This window comes from Pseudomonas sp. 13B_2.1_Bac1 (assembly GCF_025466155.1).
In the GTDB taxonomy this organism is placed as follows: domain Bacteria; phylum Pseudomonadota; class Gammaproteobacteria; order Pseudomonadales; family Pseudomonadaceae; genus Aquipseudomonas; species Aquipseudomonas aylmerensis.
On record NZ_JANLOH010000058.1, the window covers coordinates 18166 to 34509 of the forward strand.

General features: G+C 62.1%; 15 protein-coding genes. 8 read left to right on the plus strand and 7 right to left on the minus strand.

What is annotated here, in order from left to right; all coding sequences use genetic code 11:
* Positions 1-251: 251 nt before the first annotated feature.
* Positions 252-1238, minus strand: a complete 987-nt coding sequence (locus tag NTD80_RS15565; protein ID WP_065902556.1) for a phosphate ABC transporter substrate-binding protein PstS — start codon at positions 1236-1238, stop codon at positions 252-254.
* Positions 1239-1481: 243 nt separating this feature from the next.
* Positions 1482-2771, minus strand: a complete 1290-nt coding sequence (locus NTD80_RS15570; protein WP_262134223.1) for an MFS transporter — start codon at positions 2769-2771, stop codon at positions 1482-1484.
* Positions 2772-3237: 466 nt separating this feature from the next.
* Between NTD80_RS15570 and NTD80_RS15575 the strand changes: the two genes are divergently transcribed.
* On the plus strand, positions 3238-3642 hold the full coding sequence (locus NTD80_RS15575; protein WP_003176975.1) for an acyl-CoA thioesterase: 405 nt from the start codon (positions 3238-3240) through the stop codon (positions 3640-3642).
* Between the two features lie 57 nt (positions 3643-3699).
* The gene (locus NTD80_RS15580) at positions 3700-4599 is read left to right on the plus strand and encodes a D-hexose-6-phosphate mutarotase (protein ID WP_262134224.1); all 900 of its coding nucleotides are present in this window, start codon (positions 3700-3702) and stop codon (positions 4597-4599) included.
* 53 nt (positions 4600-4652) lie between these two features.
* Here NTD80_RS15580 and NTD80_RS15585 read toward each other — a convergent pair whose 3' ends face one another.
* The 5 genes from NTD80_RS15585 to NTD80_RS15605 form a co-directional block, all read right to left on the minus strand.
* Positions 4653-5189 (minus strand): DUF3299 domain-containing protein, encoded by a 537-nt coding sequence (locus tag NTD80_RS15585; RefSeq protein ID WP_017135795.1) that lies wholly within the window; start codon positions 5187-5189, stop codon positions 4653-4655.
* Between the two features lie 78 nt (positions 5190-5267).
* Positions 5268-5513 carry a GlsB/YeaQ/YmgE family stress response membrane protein gene (locus NTD80_RS15590; protein ID WP_010168336.1) on the minus strand — a complete coding sequence of 82 codons (246 nt, stop codon included), beginning with the start codon at positions 5511-5513 and terminating at the stop codon, positions 5268-5270.
* A 106-nt stretch (positions 5514-5619) separates the two neighbouring features.
* Entirely contained in the window at positions 5620-6705 is a 1086-nt protein-coding gene (locus tag NTD80_RS15595; RefSeq protein ID WP_017476761.1) for a 5-(carboxyamino)imidazole ribonucleotide synthase, read from the minus strand.
* 11 nt (positions 6706-6716) lie between these two features.
* Positions 6717-7208: a 5-(carboxyamino)imidazole ribonucleotide mutase gene (gene purE, locus NTD80_RS15600; protein WP_003195648.1), complete on the minus strand. Its 492-nt coding sequence runs from the start codon at positions 7206-7208 to the stop codon at positions 6717-6719.
* A 331-nt stretch (positions 7209-7539) separates the two neighbouring features.
* Complete coding sequence (locus NTD80_RS15605; RefSeq protein ID WP_010566930.1) at positions 7540-8448, minus strand: LysR substrate-binding domain-containing protein; 909 nt, start codon at positions 8446-8448, stop codon at positions 7540-7542.
* A 182-nt stretch (positions 8449-8630) separates the two neighbouring features.
* Here NTD80_RS15605 and aspA point away from each other — a divergent pair, with 182 nt between their 5' ends.
* From aspA to NTD80_RS15635, 6 genes are all read left to right on the plus strand, one after another.
* On the plus strand, positions 8631-10055 hold the full coding sequence (aspA, locus tag NTD80_RS15610; RefSeq protein ID WP_017135792.1) for an aspartate ammonia-lyase: 1425 nt from the start codon (positions 8631-8633) through the stop codon (positions 10053-10055).
* 391 nt (positions 10056-10446) lie between these two features.
* Positions 10447-11898 carry an alanine/glycine:cation symporter family protein gene (locus tag NTD80_RS15615; RefSeq protein WP_262134225.1) on the plus strand — a complete coding sequence of 484 codons (1452 nt, stop codon included), beginning with the start codon at positions 10447-10449 and terminating at the stop codon, positions 11896-11898.
* Between the two features lie 86 nt (positions 11899-11984).
* Complete coding sequence (locus NTD80_RS15620; RefSeq protein WP_262134226.1) at positions 11985-12962, plus strand: asparaginase; 978 nt, start codon at positions 11985-11987, stop codon at positions 12960-12962.
* Positions 12963-13012: 50 nt separating this feature from the next.
* Positions 13013-14005 (plus strand): AraC family transcriptional regulator, encoded by a 993-nt coding sequence (locus tag NTD80_RS15625; protein ID WP_065902572.1) that lies wholly within the window; start codon positions 13013-13015, stop codon positions 14003-14005.
* A gap of 133 nt (positions 14006-14138) precedes the next feature.
* Positions 14139-15173, plus strand: coding sequence for a histone deacetylase family protein (locus NTD80_RS15630; RefSeq protein WP_262134227.1), 1035 nt, complete (start codon positions 14139-14141; stop codon positions 15171-15173).
* Positions 15170-16261, plus strand: a complete 1092-nt coding sequence (locus NTD80_RS15635; RefSeq protein ID WP_106802264.1) for a polyamine ABC transporter substrate-binding protein — start codon at positions 15170-15172, stop codon at positions 16259-16261. Before NTD80_RS15630 ends, NTD80_RS15635 begins: the two co-directional genes overlap by 4 nt.
* Positions 16262-16344: the final 83 nt, after the last annotated feature.

The following is a 16344-nucleotide window of genomic DNA, read 5'->3' on the forward strand; positions in this document are numbered from 1 at the left end:
CGGGTCAGGCGATCCTTGAGGGCGCGGATGCGGCGCTTGCGTTGCAGCTCAGGCGTATTGAAATCAATGCGCTTGGGAGGGGAAGTCGTCGTCATGGTGGAATTGGCCAGATCATTCATGCGCACACCCTAGCGATCCTGTATGACAGAAAGATGACAGTGCAGTGACGCAACAAATCCGCCGCGAAGCAAAGCTGGCAGCGGACTAGAAAATTCGGATGCGGAGCCGGCAGGCCGGCCCCGCAGAGGCAATCAGTTGCCTTCTTTCAGACCCAGGTCAGCCAGGGCCTTGGCGGCAACTTTGGCTGGCAGTGGGATGTAGCCGTCTTTCACTACAACTTCCTGGCCCTGTTTGGACAGAACCAGCTTCACGAACTCGGCTTCCAGCGGGGCCAGAGGCTTGTTCGGGGCTTTGTTGACGTAAACGTAGAGGAAACGCGACAGCGGGTATTTGCCGTTCAGGGCGTTTTCTTCGCTGTCTTCGATGTAGTCAGTGCTGCCTTTCTTGGCCAGGGCCACGGTCTTCACGCTGGCGGTCTTGTAGCCGATGCCCGAGTAACCGATGCCGTTCAGCGATGAGCTGATCGACTGCACGACCGAAGCCGAGCCAGGCTGTTCGTTCACGTTTGGCTTGTAGTCGCCTTTGCACAGGGCTTCTTCCTTGAAGTAGCCGTAGGTGCCGGATACCGAGTTACGACCGAACAATTGCACTGGCTTGTTGGCCAGGTCGCCGGTCACACCCAGGTCACCCCAGGTTTTCACGTCGGCTTTGCCACCGCACAGACGCGTCGAGGAGAAAATCGCGTCGACCTGTTCCATGGTCAGGTGCTGGATCGGGTTGTCCTTGTGCACGAATACCGCCAGGGCATCCACGGCAACCGGGATTGCGGTTGGCTTGTAGCCGTACTTCTGCTCGAAGGCCGCCAGTTCGGTGTCCTTCATCTTGCGGCTCATCGGGCCCAGGTTGGAGGTGCCTTCAGTCAGTGCAGGTGGCGCAGTGGCGGAGCCGGCAGCTTGAATCTGGATGTTGACGTTCGGGTATTCCTTTTTGTAGGACTCAGCCCACAAAGTCATCAGGTTCGCCAGAGTGTCGGAACCAACGCTGGACAAGTTGCCCGATACGCCAGTGGTCTTGGCGTAAGCCGGAATTGCCGGGTCAACACCAGCGGCCACCGCGTGGGCGGTCGCAACGCCAGCAGCGACAAAAGTCATTGCCGCCATCAAACGCTTCAGTTTCATGCCTTGCTCCTAGCAGATAGGGATAGTTGGATCGGGGCCAAGTATCGAGAGGCCGTGTGAACACTCTATGTCTGCAATGTGACAATTAGATGAAAGGCCACTATCGAGAGGAGCGCAGGCTACGAGGGCAGAAACATTGAATTGTGACGAGGCAGCCTGCGCCCGCGGGACTGCGCAACAGTGCCTTTTTCAGGGCCGCTGCGCGAGCCAGCTTCCTCGCCACACTCGATGATCGGGCGGGTCTTAGCGCCCGCGTTTCCACAGGAACCCACCCACGACTATCCCCATCACGCACAGGACAGCAACGTAGTAGGCCGGGCCCATCGGGCTTTCCTTCATCAGCAGCGACACCGCCAGCGGCGTCAGGCCGCCGAATATGGCGTAGGCGACGTTATAGGAGAACGACAACCCACTGAAACGCACCACCGGCGGGAAGGCTTTGACCATGACGTACGGCACCACGCCGATGGTGCCGACGAACAAACCGGTCAAGGCGTACAGCGGGAACAGCCAGTCGGGGTGGGCGATGAGGCTGTGGTACAGCGTCCAGGAGGTCGCCAGCAACAGGGCACAACCGAAGATCAACACACGCCCGGCGCCGAAACGGTCGGCCAGCGCGCCGGAGGCGATGCAGCCCAGGCTCAATGTGACGATTGCCAGGCTGTTGGCCTGCAGCGCCACGGTCGCGCTGAAGTGGTAGACGGTCTGCAACACGGTCGGGGTCATCAGGATAACCACGACGATGCCGGCCGAGAGCAGCCAGGTCAGCAGCATCGACAACACGATGGCACTGCGGTGATCACGCAGCACGGCGCGCAACGGCAGCTCGGCGGCCAGGGTCTTGCGTTGCTGCATCTCGGCGAAGATCGGCGTTTCATGCAGCCAGCGGCGCAGGTACACCGACAGCAGGCCGAACACACCGCCGAGCAGGAACGGGATGCGCCAGGCGTAATCCGAGACCTGCTCCGGGCTATAGATAGTGTTGATTGCGGTGGCCACCAGCGAGCCCAGCAGGATCCCGGCGGTCAGGCCGCTGGTCAGGGTGCCGCAGGCGTAGCCGATATGGCGCGGTGGCACGTGCTCGGAAACGAACACCCAGGCACCCGGTACTTCGCCGCCAATCGCCGCGCCCTGGATGACGCGCATCAGCAGCAACAGGATCGGCGCCCACAGGCCGATCTGCGCGTACGTCGGCAGCAGGCCCATGATCAGGGTCGGCACGGCCATCATGAAGATGCTCAGGGTGAACATCTTCTTGCGGCCCAGCAGGTCACCGAAGTGCGCCATGATGATGCCGCCCAACGGACGCGCCAGGTAGCCGGCGGCGAAGATGCCGAAGGTCTGCATCATGCGCAGCCATTCGGGCATGTCCACGGGGAAGAACAGTTTTCCGACCACGGTGGCGAAAAACACGAAAATGATGAAATCATAAAATTCCAACGCCCCGCCCAAGGCAGACAGCGACAGGGTTTTGTAGTCGTTGCGGGTCAGCGGGCGCGAAGGTTGCGCACTGCTTGCGGGCACGGAGGACATGGCAAGGCTTCTCTTATTAGTCAGGACGGCAGATCCGGGGTGCTGGCTGCGCCAGGGCGGGTTCGGCAAGATAGCAAATCGCTTGGAAAAGCACAGCGGTGAGCTGATAACAGTTCCAGTGTGCAAATTATCCCCGGTGACCGCACATTAACCGCAATCAGAAGCACAGTTGCCGGAAAAAGCCGCGATACAGCCGCGAATTGCCGACCAAATGAGTGCCCAGAGGTCGTCGTGGCGCATGTGTCTCGATATACTCGGCCCTTGCAAGCGCAGAACCCCAGTCTTGAGGGGCTGCTGTGCCAAAACGTCGTTGGGTGCCATCCAGCCGATTTGGCAGAGTTTCCCTTTTAGTACGCCTTACGAGAAACGCATCACGCGGTGTATGTTGGTGCTGAAACGTTTTTCCAGAAGACGGCTATCCACTTGAAATACCCATGAAGCGTCACGGGTCAGAGGCACCCCCGGCATGATCGAACTCGAACAAGAAGATCCTATCCCGCAAGGCGATCTCGCCTTGCAAATCACCGCCCTCCCGCGTGAAACCAACGGTTTCGGCGACATCTTCGGCGGCTGGCTGGTCGCGCAGATGGACTTGGCGGGTACCGCCATGGCCAGCAAGGTCGCGGGTGGCCGCGTGGCCACCGTGGCGATTGATCGCATGGCGTTCCTGGTCCCGGTGGCGGTGGGCGCGCAGCTTTCCTTCTATACCCAGGCCCTGGAAATCGGTCGCAGCTCGATCCAGATGATGGTCGAAGTGTGGAGCGATGATCCGCTGTCCAGCGAATGGCGCAAGGTCACCGAGGCGGTGTTCGTGTTCGTCGCCATCGATGGCAGCGGCCGCACGCGTTCGGTCCCGTCGCGCGCGCGTTAAACCTCATCGGGTTTTGACGGTCAATTGCCCCATTGCCTGCCATAAAGAGTGCTGTGTATGCCTACGCCCCACGTTGAAACCGTGAAAATCGACGAGCTGGATTGCTGGCACATTCGCCACAACGGCGCCGAACTGAAAGTCGCCCGACAAGGCGCGCACATCTTCAGTTACCAACGCGCAGGCGAGCAGCCGCTGATCTGGCCGAATCCTGAGGCGGTGTTCAAGCAAGGCAAAGGCATTCGCACCGGCGTTCCGGTGTGCTGGCCATGGTTTGGCGTGTTTGACCGCAATCCGCAAAGCGTCAAGGCAATGCGCCAGAGTGACCAGCCCGCCGGCGCCCACGGTTTTGTGCGCACCGCCCTGTGGGAACTGGCCGCGACGGAACTCGAAGGCGAAACGCTGCGGGTCGACCTGGTGTTGCCGGTGCCTGCGGGAGGCTTCCCCGGCTGGCCGCATCAGGTCGACCTGAAACTGAGCCTGCGGCTGGACGACCAACTGCATATCCACCTGACCAGCCACAACCGCGGCACTGATACCGTGACGCTCAGCCAGGCGCTGCACACCTACTTCGCCGCAAGCGATGTGCGCAACGTGCAGGTCGAAGGCCTGGACGGGCTGTCGTACATCGATACCGCCGACGGCTGGACCGAGAAGACGCAATCGGGGCTGCTGCACTTCACCGCCGAGACGGATCGCATCTACCTCGACACGCCGCCCCAGCTGACTATTGTCGACAAAGACTGGCAGCGCCGCATCCAACTCACTGCCGAGGGCTCGAAGTCGACGGTGATCTGGAACCCCTGGACCGAACGCGCCAAGGCGTTTGATGACATGGCCGATGATGGGTGGACAGGCATGCTGTGCATCGAGACGGCGAATGTGCTGGATGATGTGGTGAGCCTGGCGCCGGGCGAAAGTCATACCCTGGGCGTGAGCATCAAAGCGCTAGCCCTGTAAACCCGAACCCGATGCAGGAGCTGGCTTGCCAGCGCCTACGGGTTTCGCGGTGTCTAGAGGTCGGATTCCTTCACCACCCGCACCTTCCCCGCATCCAGTGCATAGGCCGCATCGGCCAGGTCATTGTTGACCTTCTCCACCTTCAACGTGCCCGTAACCCACAGCGGCGTGTAGATATCATCCAGCTTCAGGCCCTTGGGATACCGCACCAGCACCAATTGGTTGGGTGGCGGTGGCGGCACGTGGATGCAGGCGCCTGGGTAGGGCACCAGGAAAAACAGCGTGCTGCGACCCTTGGCGTCGGTCTCCAGCGGCACCGGGTAACCGCCGATGCGGATGTTCTTGCCGTTCATGGCGGCCACGGTCTTGGTCGAATACATCACAGCCGGCAAGCCCTTGCTCTGCTTCAAGCCACCTTTGTCGGTGAACGTGCCTTGGGCTTCGGGGGAGTTGTGATCGATCTCGGGCATCGCTTCGAGGGCTTTCTGGTCCGACAGCGGCATCAGGTCGAGCCAGTCGGTTTCCGGCAGTTCGCCGGCGTGGGCCAGGCCGGAGCCCAGTAATAGAAGAGTGAACAGAAGACGGCGCATGGAGAGGCTCGACAAGGTTAACAGTGTCGGCATTCTAGCCCTCCGCGCCTGCGCAGCGCAGAGGGCCATGAAGCTAAATCATTTTTTTCGCAGCAGGCCGTAGATCACCAGCAACACGATGGCACCGATCAGCGCGCCAATGAAGCCTGCGCCCTGGCCCGCCTGGTAGATGCCCAGGGCCTGACCACCGTAGGTGGCGACCAGCGAACCTGCGATACCCAGCAGGATGGTCATGATCCAGCCCATGCTGTCATCGCCTGGCTTGAGGAAACGCGCCAGCAGGCCGACGATCAAGCCGATGAAGATGGTTCCGATGATACCCATGGCATTTCCCTCTGATTGAATGTGAGTCATGTCAAAGCCTAGTCAGGCTTCGCCATCCTGCAATCAGAGAGACGGCGGCAACCAATGGTTCCCGCCGATCCTTGGGTTATTGCTCGGCGATCAGCGCTTCGACCTTGAGGATCTGCGCTTGCAGCGTCGCACGGTCCTTGCAGCGCAGGTTGGCGTGGCCGACCTTGCGCCCGGCCTTGAAGGCCTTGCCGTAGTGATGCAGGTGGCAGTCATCGATGGCGATCACGCGGTCAACCGGCGGCACCACGCCGATGAAGTTGAGCATGGCGCTCTCGCCGACCTTGGCCGTGGAGCCCAGCGGCAAGCCGGCCACTGCCCGCAGGTGGTTCTCGAACTGGCTGCACTCGGCACCTTCGGTGGTCCAGTGCCCGGAGTTGTGCACGCGCGGCGCGATTTCGTTGGCCTTGAGGCCACCGTCGACTTCGAAGAACTCGAACGCCATCACGCCGACATAATCCAGCTGTTTGAGCACGCGGCTGGAATAGTCTTCCGCGAGGGCCTGCAACGGGTGGTCGGTGCTGGCCACGGACAGCTTGAGGATGCCGCTGTCGTGAGTGTTGTGCACCAGCGGGTAGAAACGCGTTTCGCCATCACGGGCACGCACGGCGATCAACGAGACTTCGCCGGTGAACGGCACGAAGCCTTCCAGCAGGCAGGCAACGCTGCCCAACTCGGCGAAGGTACCGACCACATCGGCGGCGGTGCGCAGGACTTTCTGGCCCTTGCCGTCGTAACCCAGGGTGCGGGTTTTCAACACGGCCGGCAGGCCGATGCTGGCCACCGCAGCGTCGAGGTCGGCCTGGGACTGGATATCGGCGAAGGCCGGGGTCGGGATGCCCAGGTCCTTGAACATGCTCTTCTCGAACCAGCGATCCCGAGCGATGCGCAGGGCTTCGGCGCTCGGGTACACCGGCACGAACTGCGAGAGGAATGCCACGGTTTCGGCCGGGACGCTTTCGAACTCGAAGGTCACCAGGTCGACTTCGTCGGCCAGTTGGCGCAGATGGTCCGGGTCGCTGTAGTCAGCACGCAGGTGTTCACCCAGTGCAGCCGCGCACGCGTCCGGCGCCGGGTCCAGGAAAGCGAAGTTCATCCCCAGCGGGGTACCCGCCAGGGCCAGCATGCGGCCCAGTTGGCCGCCACCGATTACACCGATTTTCATCGTCAACAACCTCAGGCGATACGTGGGTCTGGATTGTCCAGCACGCTGTCTGTCTGCTCAGCACGGAATTTTTTCAGCACCGCGTGAAACTGCGGGTGCTTGGCGCCCAGGATGCTGGCGGACAACAACGCGGCGTTGATCGCGCCGGCCTTGCCGATCGCCAGGGTCGCCACCGGGATACCGGCCGGCATCTGCACGATGGACAACAGCGAATCCACGCCCGAGAGCATCGACGACTGCACCGGGACGCCAAGCACTGGCAGGTGAGTCTTGGCCGCACACATGCCTGGCAGGTGCGCCGCCCCGCCGGCACCGGCGATGATCACCTCGATGCCACGGGATTCTGCTTCATCGGCATACTGGAACAGCAAATCCGGGGTGCGGTGGGCAGAGACCACTTTCACTTCATACGGAATGCCGAGTTTTTCCAGCATATCGGCGGTGTGGCTAAGGGTGGACCAATCGGACTTGGAGCCCATGATCACGCCAACCAATGCACTCATCGTCGTGCCTCTTCTCTCTGGGCGCCCGCAGGCGCGTCAAAAAACAACAAGCCACGCGGGAAATCCGGCGTGGCTTGTTGTACGAAATTTGGCCGGTTGGACCGGCCGAAGGCCGCGCAGTATACCGTAATAATCCAGATAAACAGCCCCTTGGATGACCATCTGTCTTACACCTCAAACAGGCGGTTTTATTGACTTCCAGGTCAGCGAAAGCACCACAAAATACTGGGGGAGCTGGCTTGCCTGCGATGGCGGAGGGTCAGTGCCTGAAATGTCGGCTGATACACCGCTATCGCAGGCAAGCCAGCTCCCACATTTGATCTGTGTTGGCTCAAGTATTCTGTGCTGCGCCGCCTTCCAGCTTGCGCCACAACAACCGCACGTTCGCCTTGCGCACCAGCGCGCAGCGATACAGTCGAATCTCCAGCGGCACATGCCATTGCGGCCCGCCGCACACCACCAGTTCGCCCCGTGCCAGTTCAGCGCGCACGCTCAACTGCGGCACCCAGGCAATGCCCAGGCCTTCGAGGGCCATGCTTTTGAGGCTGTCGGCCATGGCGGTTTCGTACACGGTGGTAAAGCGCAATGCGCGCTGGCGCAGCAGCAGATGTACCGAACGCCCCAGGAACGCACCGGCGCTGTACGCCAGCAACGGCACACTGCCCTCGCCTTCCAGGTCGAACAGCGGCTTGCCATCCGCATCGGCGGCGCACACCGGGAGCATTTCGGTATTGCCCAGGTGCAGCGACGGGAAGATCTCGGCGTCCATCTGCATCGCCGCATCCGGGTCGTAGAACGCCAGCATCAGGTCGCAGCCGCCTTCGCGCAGGGCATGCACGGCGTCGCCGACGTTGGTGGCCACCAGCCGCGTGGCGATGTTCAGGCCTTCATTGCGCAGTTGCGCGATCCAGCGCGGGAAGAATCCCAGTGCCAGGGAGTGGGCGGCGGCTACTTGCATAACCTCGCCCTGCCCGCCTTCCAGGTGATGCAAATGGCGCAGCACTTCACCGAGCTGCTCGACCACCGTGCGCGCGGTCACCAGAAACAACTGCCCCGCTGCCGTCAGTTCAACCGGCGTGCGCGAGCGATTGACCAGGGTCAGGCCCAGCGCAGCTTCCAGGCTGCGAATACGCCGACTGAACGCCGGCTGGGTGACAAAGCGCCGCTCCGCCGCCTGGGAAAAGCTGCGGGTTGCCGCCAGGGCGCTGAAGTCTTCCAGCCATTTGCTCTCAAGGTTCATCATTTCCTCCCACGGGTACGCACCATTTTGGCACACACGCCCGCCATGATAACCGGGTCACACCGACATTATGCCGTTTGTGCATAGGCCAGTGTTTAACAGCATTGGCCCAAAAACTTCTACAAGCCTAGCATTCGCAGCGTTCCGGCCTGTTCCGGGTCCATATCGAGATGATTTCCGTCATGTCCTCCGCTGCATCATTCCGCACAGAAAAAGACCTGCTTGGCGTACTCGAAGTACCTGCCCAAGCGTATTACGGCATCCAGACCCTGCGAGCGGTGAATAACTTCCGCCTCTCGGGCGTTCCGATTTCGCATTACCCGAAATTGGTGGTCGGCCTGGCAATGGTCAAGCAAGCAGCCGCTGACGCCAACCGCGAGTTGGGCCAGCTCAGCGAAGCCAAGCACGCTGCTATCAGCGAAGCCTGTGCCCGCCTGATCCGCGGCGATTTCCACGAAGAGTTCGTGGTGGACATGATTCAAGGCGGCGCCGGCACTTCAACCAACATGAATGCCAACGAAGTCATCGCCAACATCGCGTTGGAGGCCATGGGCCACAACAAGGGCGAGTACCAGTACCTGCACCCCAACAACGACGTGAACATGGCGCAGTCGACCAACGACGCCTACCCGACCGCGATCCGCCTGGGTCTGCTGCTGGGCCACGACGCGCTGCTGGCCAGCCTCGACAGCCTGATCCAGGCCTTCGCTGCCAAAGGCGTCGAGTTCGGTCATGTGTTGAAAATGGGCCGCACCCAATTGCAAGACGCCGTGCCGATGACCCTCGGCCAGGAATTCCGCGCCTTCGCCACCACCCTCGGTGAAGACCTGGCCCGCCTGAAAACCCTGGCGCCAGAACTGCTGACCGAAGTGAACCTGGGCGGCACCGCGATCGGTACCGGCATCAACGCCGACCCGCGTTACCAGGCCCTGGCCGTACAACGCCTGGCCCTGATCAGCGGCCAGCCGCTGGTACCGGCTGCCGACTTGATCGAAGCCACTTCCGACATGGGCGCCTTCGTGCTGTTCTCCGGCATGCTCAAGCGCACCGCGGTGAAGCTCTCGAAGATCTGCAACGACCTGCGCCTGCTGTCCAGCGGCCCACGTACCGGCATCAACGAGATCAACCTGCCGGCGCGTCAGCCAGGCAGCTCGATCATGCCCGGCAAGGTCAACCCGGTCATCCCGGAAGCCGTCAACCAGGTGGCGTTCCAGGTCATCGGCAACGACCTGGCCCTGACCATGGCAGCCGAAGGCGGCCAACTGCAGTTGAACGTGATGGAGCCGCTGATCGCCTTCAAGATCTTCGACTCGATCCGCCTGCTGCAACGCGCTATGGACATGCTGCGCGAGCACTGCATCGTCGGCATCACCGCCAACGAAGCCCGCTGCCGCGAATTGGTGGAGCACTCCATCGGCCTGGTCACCGCGCTGAACCCGTACATCGGCTATGAAAACGCCACCCGCATCGCGCGCATCGCCCTCGAAAGCGGCCGCGGCGTGCTGGAACTGGTGCGTGAAGAAGGCTTGCTCGACGACGCCATGCTCGACGACATCCTGCGCCCCGAAAACATGATTGCCCCACGTTTGGTCCCGTTGAAGGCCTAAGCGTTTGTTGCACCGCTCACCAGGTTGAGGGACTAGACACCTCTCACCTTTTGAGGGCCTGAAGGCTCGTTCTTCAGGCCCTTTTTTTTGCCTCAAGGTTGTGAAATGACGTCCATAAAAACTCCAATATCGCCCTGCAAACCCGCCTTGCCCGACCCCGGCCTGCTGAAACCTTTAATCGCCTCGTGCAGACGGATCACACACTCCTAGGTATAGTGCCGCCCCTCTTCGCGTCAGCGGTCGTCGGTAACGAGACCCTGGAAGCGCGAAACCGCATGAATAACAACACCCGCAAAAGGATTGGGGTCGAACCGTCGTGCACTGCCTGGTGCCATACGACGTGTCGGACCGTCCTGCGTTTGCCATTAGAAAAATCAGCGAGGAACACTCCATGCTAGAAGTCATCAACGACTTCCTCTCAGGGAAAGTATTGATCGTGCTCATTGTCGGGCTCGGTGGCTACTTCACGATCCGCTCGCGTTTCGTTCAATTGCGTCACTTTTTCCACATGTTTTCGGTGTTTCGCGACAGCCTGAAAAGCAGCTCCGGCCAGCTCAGCTCGTTCCAGGCGCTGATGCTCAGCCTCGCCGGTCGCGTCGGCGCCGGTAACATCGCAGGCGTCGGCATTGCCGTGACCCTGGGCGGTCCGGGCGCCGTGTTCTGGATGTGGGTCACCGCACTGGTGGGCATGTCCTCGAGCTTCATCGAATGCTCCCTCGGCCAGCTGTACAAGCGCACCGACGCCGAAGGCACCTACCGTGGCGGCCCGGCCTACTACATCCAGCATGGCTTGAAGAAACGCTGGCTGGGCATGGTCATGGCCTTCCTGCTGCTGGTGACCTTCGGCTTTGCCTTCAACGGCCTGCAAGCCCACGCCGTGACTCACTCGCTGAACAACGCCTTCGGCCTGGACACCACCTACACCGGCCTGGCGCTGGCGGTATTGCTGGGCCTGGTGTTCATCGGCGGGATCAAGCGTATTGCCTCGATCGCCGACCTGCTGGTACCGGTCAAGACCCTCGTCTACATCGCCGTGACCCTGTACGTGATCGTGCTGCAATTCGACCACGTGCCGGCCATGCTCGCGACTATCGTCAAGAGCGCCTTCGGCCTGGACCAGGCCTTCGGTGGCCTGGTGGGCAGCGCGATCATCATGGGTGTGAAGCGCGGCGTGTTCGCCAACGAAGCCGGCCTGGGCAGTGCGCCTAACGTGGCAGCGGTGGCGTCGGTAGAACACCCGATCGCCCAAGGCGTGGTGCAGGCGTTCAGCGTGTTCCTCGACACCTTCGTGATCTGCACCTGTACGGCGCTGCTGATCCTGCTCTCCGGTTTCTACACCCCGGGCTTTGAAGGCGACGGCATTGCCCTGACCCAGAACTCCCTGGCGGCCGTGGTCGGTGACTGGGGCCGGATGTTCATCTCGGTGGCCCTGGCGTTGTTCGTGTTCACCTCGATCATGTACAACTACTACCTCGGCGAGAGCAACCTGCGCTTCATCGTGGGCGACAACCGCAAAGTGTTGATGGGCTACCGCGCGCTGGTGCTGGTGCTGATTTTCTGGGGTTCGATCGAGAACCTGAGCACCGTGTTCGCCTTCGCCGACATCACCATGACCATGCTCGCGTTCGTCAACCTGTTCGCCCTGGCGTTCCTGTTCAAGATCGCCATGCGCATCCTGAATGACTACGACAACCAGCGCGCAGCGGGCATCAAGACCCCGGTGTTCGACTCCAGCCAGTTCCCTGACCTGGACCTGGATCGCAAGGCCTGGCCGGCGAATCCGGTGAAGTCGCAGCCAGCGGCTCAAGCATCGGCTGAACTGAACGCTCAAGCGCAACGCTGAGCGTCGTAAGCCTAGATAGATGACACGCCGCCCGGCCTTGGGCATGCTCTGGGCCCGGCGGCGTTTTTCGTTCAGGAGATTCTTCGATGTCCCCAGCTAACAACATCATGGTGCTCTACACCGGCGGCACCATCGGCATGCAGGCCAGCGCCAACGGCCTGGCGCCCGCATCCGGTTTCGAAGCCCGCATGCGCGAACAACTCGCCAACGAGCCCGTGCCCGCCTGGCGCTTCCGGGAAATGGCGCCGCTGATCGACAGCGCCAACATGACTCCCGCCTACTGGCAGCGCCTGCGCGTCGCGGTGATTGAAGCCGTGGACGCAGGCTGCGACGCGGTGCTGGTCCTGCACGGCACCGATACCCTGGCCTACAGCGCAGCGGCCATGAGCTTCCAACTGCTGGGTTTGCCGGTGCCCGTGGTATTTACCGGCTCGATGCTGCCCGCCGGCGTGCCTGACAGCGACGCCTGGGAAAACGTCAGCGGTTCGCTGGCAGCGCTGGGCGAAGGCCTGGCCCCGGGTGTGCACCTGTACTTCCACGGCGCGCTGATGGCCCCGACCCGCTGCGCGAAAATCCGCAGTTTTGGTCGCCATCCGTTTGCTGCGTTGCAGCGTAACGGTGGCGTGGCCAAGGCCGAGACGCTCCCCGCCGCCCTGGACTACCGCCAGCCCAAGGCCCTGGCCAATGTCGGCGTATTGCCGCTGGTGCCAGGCATTGCCGCCGTGCAGGTGGATGCACTGATCGACAGCGGGATCCAGGCACTGGTGCTCGAATGCTTCGGCAGCGGCACCGGGCCCAGCGATAACCCGGCGTTCCTGGCTAGCCTCCAGCGCGCGCAGGATCGGGACGTGGTGGTGGTGGCAATCACCCAATGCCATGAAGGCGGCGTAGAACTGGACGTGTATGAAGCCGGTAGCCGCTTGCGCGGTGTCGGTGTGTTGTCCGGGGGCGGCATGACCCGCGAAGCGGCATTCGGCAAGCTGCAAGCGCTGCTCGGTGCCGGCCTCGCCACCGCAGACGTCCGCCGCCTGGTGGAACTCGACCTGTGTGGCGAACTGAGCTGACCGGCATATAACTTGCTCCACTTCCAGCCATCATCTGGCTGGAAGTCCGCATGCTGCACTCCCACCTCACTACCCTCAATGCCGTCTCCCTGGTGCTCAGCACCTTCAAGGCCGAAGGCCTGCCCGCCGAAGCGCTGCTGGCCGGCAGCGGCATCTGCGCGGCGGACTTGAGCCGCGCCGACACGCGCATTGCCACCCACCAGGAGATGCAGGTGTGTGCCAATGCCGTGGCGCTGCAGCGCGATATCGGCCTGATCGTGGGGCGGCGCATGCACGTTTCGTCCTACGGCATGCTCGGCTATGCCCTGCTCACCAGTGCCACTTTCGGTGACGCTTTGCGCCTGGCCCTGCGGTATCCGGCGCTATTGGGAACACTGTTCGAACTGAGCCTGGAGGAGGACGGCGAGCGTATCTGGTTCACCGCCGGCGATTATCGCGAGAACCCGGCGCTGACCGCCTTCAACGTCGAGCTGTGCCTGGGATCGCTGAAGGTCATCTGCGACGACTTGCTCGGCCATCCGCTGCCCTTGCTGGGCGCGCGCTTTGAGCACGATGCGCCGGATTATCAGGCGCGCTACACCGAGTCTTTCGACTGCCCGTTGCAGTTCCAGGCGACCGCCAATGCGTTCGCCTTCGACCAACGCTGGCTCTCCCAGCCTTTGCCCCTCGCCGATACCGTGACCCACCAGGCCATGGCCGAGCGCTGCCGTAAACAGAACACCGAATTCACCGGGCGCGAAGCCTGGCTGGGACGGATCCGCCAGTTGCTCGCGGCACAACTGCACGCCGCACCTGGCCTCGAAGGCCTGGCCGAGCAGATGAAGTGCTCGGCGCGTACCCTGCGCCGACACCTGCATGACCTGGGCTGCAGCTACCAGGAACTGCTCGACGAGCTGCGCTTTGAACGCGCCAAACAGTTACTGGCTGAAGATCAGTGGCCGATCTATCGGATCGCCGAGGCCCTGGGGTTCAGCGAGACCGCCAGCTTTCGCCATGCGTTCGTGCGCTGGAGCGGCGTGGCGCCGAGCCAATTTCGACCATGACGCCCCATTGAGGGGCGAATTTCGGACAGACAATTTGGCCACATTTATCCCCTTTTGGCCGCTCCTGCCGTTCTCATAATCGCCGTCGCCCGCAAGACTGCATGCACCGATACCGCCTGCGGAGAACAACAATATGCTGACGATCTACTCGGACGATCACCACCTGCACCATGGCCGTTGCGAACTGATGGACGGGCAGCTGATGCCCTGCTTCGAAATGCCCTCGCGCGCCGACCACGTGCTCCAGCGGGTCAAGGACCGCGAACTGGGCCCTGTGCACGCGCCGCAGGACTTTGGCCTGGCGCCGCTGCAACGCATCCACAGCCACGACTACCTCGACTTTTTCAAAGGCGCCTGGGCACGCTGGACCGAATTCAACCAGGACGGCGACCTGCTGCCCTACACCTGGCCCGCGCGCACCTTGCGCCGCGTGTTGCCCACCAGCCTGCACGGCCAGCTCGGTTATTACAGCTTCGACGGCGGCGCGCCGATTACCGCCGGCACCTGGCAAGCGGCCTACAGCGCGGCGCAGGTCGCGCTCACCGCGCAACAGGCGATCCAACACGGCGCCCGCAGCGCCTTCGCCCTGTGCCGGCCACCGGGACACCACGCCGCCAGCGACTTGATGGGCGGCTATTGCTACCTCAACAACGCCGCCATCGCCGCCCAGGCCTTTCTCGACCAGGGCCATAAGAAAGTCGCGATCCTGGACGTGGATTACCACCACGGCAACGGCACCCAGTCGATCTTCTATGCACGCAGCGATGTGCTGTTCACCTCGATCCACGGGCATCCGGAAGCGGAGTTTCCGTTCTTCCTCGGCTACGCCGATGAGCTGGGCGAGGGCGCCGGGGAAGGCTTCAACTTCAATTACCCGCTGCCAGCCGGTTCCGGCTGGGACACCTGGAGCGCGGCCCTAGAGCAGGCCTGCGGTGAAATCGAGCGCTACGGCGCCGACATCGTTGTGGTCTCCCTGGGCGTGGACACGTTCAAGGACGATCCCATTTCGCAGTTCAAGCTCGACAGCCCGGACTACCTGGCCATGGGCAAACGCATCGCGCAGCTCGGCACGCCCACGCTGTTCGTGATGGAAGGCGGCTACGCCGTGGAAGAAATCGGCATCAATGCCGTCAACGTTCTCGAAGGTTTTGAGGGGTCAGCCGAATGAACATGCTCAAGTCGCTTGTACTCTGCGCGGCGGTGCTCAGCACTGCCGCCCACGCCGAAGAAAAAACCCTGCGCGTCTACAACTGGTTCGACTACATCACGCCCAAGGCCCTGGATGACTTCAAGGCGCAGAACCCGGCGATCAAACTGGTCTACGACATCTTCGACACCAACGAAGCCCTGGAGGCCAAGTTGCTCACCGGCAACTCCGGCTATGACGTGGTGGTGCCTTCCAATGTGTTCCTGGCCAAGCAGATCGAGGCCGGCGTGTTCCAGCCCCTGGACCGCAGCCAACTGCCGAACTGGAACCACCTCGATCCCAAGCTGATGAAGCTGATCGAGGCCAACGATCCCGGCAATAAATTCGCCGTGCCCTACATGTACGGCACCATCCTGATCGGCTTCAACCCGGCCAAGGTCAAGGCGGCGCTGGGCGACAACGCGCCGGTGGACAGCTGGGACCTGATCTTCAAGGAAGAAAACATCAGCAAACTCAAGCAGTGCGGCGTCGCCCTGCTGGACTCGCCGTCGGAGATCCTGCCACTGGCCCTGCAGCACCTGGGCCTGGACCCCAACAGCAGCAACCCCAAGGATTATGAAAAAGCCGAAGCGCTGCTGATGAAGATCCGCCCGTACATCACCTACTTTCACTCTTCCAAGTACATGGCCGACATTGCCAATGGAGACATCTGCGTCGCCGTCGGCTATTCCGGCAGCTTTTCCCAGGCCGCCAACCGCGCCAAGGAAGCCAAGAACGGCGTGACAGTGGACATGCGCCTGCCCAAGGAAGGCGCGCCGATCTGGTTCGACATGCTTGCCATCCCCAAAGGCGCGAAGAACCCGCAGGACGCCTACACCTTCATCAACTACCTGCTGCAACCTGGTGTGATCGCGCCGATCAGTGACTTCGTCGGCTACCCCAATCCCAACAAGGATGCGACTGAACAGGTTGACCCGGCGATCCGCAACAACCCCAACCTGTACCCCACCGAAGCGGCAATGGCCACGCTCTACACCTTGAAACCCCTGGGCCGCGACGCAGAACGCGCCAGGACCCGCGCCTGGACCAAGATCAAGTCCGGGACCTGATCGGCCACGGCCGGGGCGTGCAGGCCCCGGCCGTTACTACTTATCTACCGTCTCGCCCGCCTTGCCAGACTCTACCTTGCAGC

What these genes read in the sequence shown, in the direction of transcription:
- NTD80_RS15565 (WP_065902556.1), bottom strand. Translation starts at nt 1,238, where the DNA reads ATGAAACTGAAGCGTTTGATGGCGGCAATGACTTTTGTCGCTGCTGGC.
- NTD80_RS15570 (WP_262134223.1), bottom strand. Translation starts at nt 2,771, where the DNA reads ATGTCCTCCGTGCCCGCAAGCAGTGCGCAACCTTCGCGCCCGCTGACC.
- NTD80_RS15575 (WP_003176975.1), top strand. Translation starts at nt 3,238, where the DNA reads ATGATCGAACTCGAACAAGAAGATCCTATCCCGCAAGGCGATCTCGCC.
- NTD80_RS15580 (WP_262134224.1), top strand. Translation starts at nt 3,700, where the DNA reads ATGCCTACGCCCCACGTTGAAACCGTGAAAATCGACGAGCTGGATTGC.
- NTD80_RS15585 (WP_017135795.1), bottom strand. Translation starts at nt 5,189, where the DNA reads ATGCGCCGTCTTCTGTTCACTCTTCTATTACTGGGCTCCGGCCTGGCC.
- NTD80_RS15590 (WP_010168336.1), bottom strand. Translation starts at nt 5,513, where the DNA reads ATGGGTATCATCGGAACCATCTTCATCGGCTTGATCGTCGGCCTGCTG.
- NTD80_RS15595 (WP_017476761.1), bottom strand. Translation starts at nt 6,705, where the DNA reads ATGAAAATCGGTGTAATCGGTGGCGGCCAACTGGGCCGCATGCTGGCC.
- purE (WP_003195648.1), bottom strand. Translation starts at nt 7,208, where the DNA reads ATGAGTGCATTGGTTGGCGTGATCATGGGCTCCAAGTCCGATTGGTCC.
- NTD80_RS15605 (WP_010566930.1), bottom strand. Translation starts at nt 8,448, where the DNA reads ATGAACCTTGAGAGCAAATGGCTGGAAGACTTCAGCGCCCTGGCGGCA.
- aspA (WP_017135792.1), top strand. Translation starts at nt 8,631, where the DNA reads ATGTCCTCCGCTGCATCATTCCGCACAGAAAAAGACCTGCTTGGCGTA.
- NTD80_RS15615 (WP_262134225.1), top strand. Translation starts at nt 10,447, where the DNA reads ATGCTAGAAGTCATCAACGACTTCCTCTCAGGGAAAGTATTGATCGTG.
- NTD80_RS15620 (WP_262134226.1), top strand. Translation starts at nt 11,985, where the DNA reads ATGTCCCCAGCTAACAACATCATGGTGCTCTACACCGGCGGCACCATC.
- NTD80_RS15625 (WP_065902572.1), top strand. Translation starts at nt 13,013, where the DNA reads ATGCTGCACTCCCACCTCACTACCCTCAATGCCGTCTCCCTGGTGCTC.
- NTD80_RS15630 (WP_262134227.1), top strand. Translation starts at nt 14,139, where the DNA reads ATGCTGACGATCTACTCGGACGATCACCACCTGCACCATGGCCGTTGC.
- NTD80_RS15635 (WP_106802264.1), top strand. Translation starts at nt 15,170, where the DNA reads ATGAACATGCTCAAGTCGCTTGTACTCTGCGCGGCGGTGCTCAGCACT.